Source organism: Microbacterium sp., from assembly GCF_036566905.1.
Classification (GTDB): Bacteria; Actinomycetota; Actinomycetes; order Actinomycetales; family Microbacteriaceae; genus Microbacterium.
Window position 1 is genome coordinate 1 of record NZ_DATCVK010000053.1, and the last position, 4,356, is coordinate 4,356.

General features: G+C 73.0%; 2 protein-coding genes. One reads left to right on the top strand and one right to left on the bottom strand.

Going from position 1 to position 4,356, the window contains the following annotated elements; genetic code table 11:
• Positions 1–2,260, bottom strand: a 2,260-nt coding sequence (locus VIP82_RS04705) for a glycosyl hydrolase family 95 catalytic domain-containing protein (RefSeq protein ID WP_331906157.1), incomplete at its 3' end; no start/stop codon positions are given.
• Positions 2,261–2,396: 136 nt separating this feature from the next.
• Between VIP82_RS04705 and VIP82_RS04710 the strand changes: the two genes are divergently transcribed.
• Positions 2,397–4,356 (top strand): alpha-galactosidase (locus tag VIP82_RS04710; protein WP_331906159.1); only part of this gene is annotated, 1,960 nt, incomplete at its 3' end.

Below are 4,356 nucleotides of genomic sequence, written 5' to 3' on the forward strand. Positions count from 1 at the left end.
TGCGCAGCGTCGCCGACGCCGGCGCACCGTCGCGCCACGCCAGGTCGACCACGAGGCCGGTCCGAGCGCCGAGGCCCTGCGCGTCGCCGTCGGTCCAGGTGGACGGCAGGGCGGGCAGCAGCCGCACGACGCCGCCGTGGCTCTGCACCAGCAGCTCGGCGATGCCGGCGGGGAAGCCGAGATTGCCGTCGATCTGAAACGGCGGGTGGGTGCTGAAGAGGTTGGGCAGCAGTCCTCCCCACTCCGAGCCGTCGACCGGTCCGTGGCGGGTCGCGTCGCCTTCGAACGGGGCGAGCGCCTCGTCCAGGAGCGCGGCGGCGGCATCGCCGTCGCCGATGCGCGCGCGCAGCGCGATCTTCCACGCCCACGACCAGCCCATCGCTCCGGAGCCGCGCGCGTCGAGCAGGCGGACGCCGGCGTCGAAGAGCTCGGCATCGCGGTCCGGCGTGAGCGTGTCGAGCGGATACATGCCGACCAGGGGCGAGAGGTGCCGGTGCAGCGGTTCGACCTCGACCACCTCGGCCGACCATTCGCTCAGCCGGCCGTCGGAGCGGATGCCGACCGGGGCGAGCGCGGCCAGGGCGCGGTCGATCTCGGCCGTGAGCGGGTCGTCGACACCGAGCGCCGCGATGGCGGTGAGCGCGCGCTCGAAGAGCGCCCGGATGAGGAAGACGTCGGATGCCGCCGTCAGCCCGATCGCGGTGGACCCGCCGTCGGGTCCGATGAAGGAGTTCTCGGGCGCCGTCGACGGCGAGGTGCGCAGCATCCCGTCGGGCCCGGGCACCAGCCAGTCGAGGCAGAACTCGACGGCTCCGCGCATGACCGGCCAGATCCGCGAGCGGAGCAGGTCGAGGTCACCGCCGAACTCGTACGCGTCCCACAGGTTGTGGGTGAGCCACACGCCGCCCATCATCCAGATCGCCCAGCTGGGCGCGCCGTGGCCGCCGCCGACGGGAAGGCTCCAGCCCCACACGTCCGAGTTGTGGTGCGCCACCCAGCCCCGGGCGCCGTACAGCTCGCGCGCGGCGTCGGCACCGGTGCGGGCCAGACGCTCGACGAGTGCGAGCAGCGGCTCGAACGCGTCATCGAGGCCGAGCACGGGCGCTGCCCAGTAGTTCATCTGCGTGTTGATGTTGATCGTGTAGTTGGACGACCATGCGGGACGCAGCTGGTCGTTCCAGATGCCCTGCAGGTTCGCGGGCGGCCCACCCGCCCGAGACGACGAGGCGAGCAGATACGCCCCGAACTCGGCGGCGACCGTCGCCTTCAGCTGCGCGTCCTCGCCGTGGAGGAGGTCGCGGTCGATGTTCCACGTGCCCTCCCGTCGACCGCCGATCGCGAACCGTGCCCGAGCGTGGCGCCGACGATCGGCGATGTGCTCGGCGAGCAGCGCGGACGGCGCGCGGTGTGCCGCGGCCTCCGCGCGCTGCATGGCGCGGTCCCGGATCGCCTCGCGGGAGGCGGTCCGCCACTCCCCGTCCGCGTCGGCCCACCAAAACTCGGCGCGGGACGATGTGGAGAGGGCGATCAGCAGCCGGCGAGCCCCGTGGACGGCCGCGCGTGCAGGCGCGGCATCCACGAAACCGTCGGTGTCCAGCGCGACCGCGACGGCCGCGAAGGCGTCGAAGTCGGTGTCGGCCTCGGCGTACCGCAGGGGCGGCTCGACCGAGGTCTCGTGCAGAGGGGCGCCGTCGACGGGGATCTCGATATCGAGACCGAGACCGTTCGCGGCGCCGCGGAGGGGCGTCGTGAGAGAGACGGATGCCGCGAACTCGACGTCCGCGGTGAGCTCCACGATCAGCGCCTGTGCGGGCGCCGATACCCAGGAGCGCCGGTGGACGGTGCCCCCGGGAACCTGCAGCGCCTCGATCAGCACAGCCTCATCGAGGTCGAGGATGCGCGCGGGGGTCACAGCGGTCGCGCCGGCGATCTCGACCGTGAGGTCGCCCAGCGGCAGGAACTCCTGCGAGTAGGGGCCCTCGAACGACATGAGCAGCGCTTCGGCGGTGCGGACGTCGCCGGCGTCGAGCGCGGTACGGATCTCCGCGAGCCGCTCGGGTCCGGCGCCGCCGGCGAGCACCTCACGGAGCGCCGCGGCGGGGCCGTCGGGGGTTCCCGACCAGACGGTGGCGTCGTTGAGCGCGTATCGTCCGTCCGCACCGCCGAACGCCATGGCGCCGATGCGGCCGTTGCCCAGAGGTGCGGCCTCCTCCCACCGATCGGCGGGTGCGCTCCACGACAGTCGCAGGGTGTCGCTCATCTCGATCCTCGGTCGTCGGTGTCCGAGATCGCGAGTGTCCGCGGCGACCTCGCCTGCAGACCTCGGATCTTTGCTTGCGACGCCAGCGTAAACGTGATTAATTACCGATGTCAAGAAACTCGATGGAGGAGTTCGAATGGTCAACGGTGAAGGCGCCGTCCAGACGTTGCCGGGCACGAAAGCCGTGCCGGCAGCCGTCCATACGCTGCGAGCGGCAGGGGCTGCGCTGGTCGTGGATCTCGCGGGCGCCATGCCCCGCGTGCTGCACTGGGGCGCCGATCTCGGCGCCCTGGACGCGCGGGGGATCGACGCGCTGCGTGCGACATCCGTGCCCGCCGTGCTCAACAACTCGCCCGACGTCCCGCGCCTCTTCTCGGTGTGGCCGACGGAGCAGGACGGCTGGGCAGGGACGCCCGCGCAGGCCGGTCACCGCGGCGGCACCGCCACCACCCCGCGCCCACGGCTCGTGGACGCGGACATGGAGACCGCACCCGACGGCGGCGGACGCATCGCGCTCCGCTTCGACGACGACGTCGCCGGCACCCGCGCCCGCCTGACCTACCGGTTGGATGCCGCGGGCGTACTGTCGGTCGACCTGTCGGTGGAGAACCCCGCGGAGGCGGCATCCGCGTATCTGGTCGACGGGCTTCGCGCGCTCGTGCCCGTGCCGGACCGCGCGGGAGAGCTCCTTGACTTCACCGGCAAGTGGTGCCGCGAGCGTGCGCCGCAGCGGCTGCCGTTCTCGTTCGGCACGCACGCCCGCCGCGCGCGCCGCGGAAAGCCCGGCCACGACACGCCGTTCCTGCTGGTCGCGGGCACGCCCGCCTTCGGCTTCGCACACGGCGAGCTGTGGGGCGTCCACCTCGCCTGGAGCGGCGACGGCGAGTACCTCGCCGAGCGGCTTCCCGAGGGCGCAGGGGCGCAGTCCCGCGTCATCGGCGCCGGAGAGCTGCTGCGCTCGGGCGAGGTGGTGCTGCAGCCCGGTGAGCGCTACGACGCCCCGACCGTGCTCTTCACGTGGTCGGACCGCGGGCTCGACGGGCTCTCGGCCCGGTTCCACCGCCGGCTACGCGCTCGCCGCGGTCACCCCGCGACGCCCCGCCCGCTGGTGCTCAACACCTGGGAGGCGGTCTACTTCGACCACGACCTCGACCGCCTCGTCGAGATCGCCGACCGCGCCGCCGAGGTCGGCGTCGAGCGGATCGTGCTCGACGACGGGTGGTTCCGCGGCCGCCGCGACGCGAATGCCGGGCTCGGCGACTGGCTCGTCGACGAGCGGGTGTGGCCCGACGGGCTGGGGCCGTTCGTCGACGCCGTGCGCGAGCGCGGCATGCAGTTCGGCCTGTGGTTCGAGCCCGAGATGATCAGCCCCGACTCCGACCTCGCCCGCGACCACCCGGACTGGGTGCTCGCCCCGGGCCAAGGTGCGGGAGCCACCGCCCGCAGCCAGCATGTCCTCGACATCGCCAATCCCGACGCCTACGCACTGGTGCTCGAGCGCATCAGCGCGCTGGTCGCCGAGTACGACATCGACTACCTCAAGTGGGACCACAACCGCGACCTCGTCGAGCCCGTCGCGCGCCGCGACGGCGGCGACCGGCCCCTCGTGCACGAGCAGACGCTCGCCCTGTACCGGCTGCTCGACGAGCTGCGCACCCGTCACCCGCGCCTCGAGATCGAGACGTGCTCGGGCGGAGGCGGCCGCGTCGACCTCGGCATCCTCGACCGCACCGACCGGGTGTGGGCGTCGGACTGCAACGACCCCGTCGAGCGCGCGCGTATCGAGCGCTGGACGCGCCTGCTGGTGCCGCCCGAGCTCATCGGCTCGCACCTCGGCGCGCGCCGCTCCCACACCACCTCGCGCGAGACCGACCTGTCGTTCCGGCTCGCCGTCGCCCTCACCGCCCACGCCGGCATCGAGACCGACCTGACGGTGTCGAGCGCCGAGGACCTGCACACCATCACCGCCTGGGCCGCGCTCTATCGCGAGCTGCGCGAGCTGATCCACACCGGCGACATCGTCAACGCCGACCTCGCCGACGACGCGACGATGCTCACCGGCATCGTCGCGGCGGGCGGAGGGCGAGCGGTGTTCA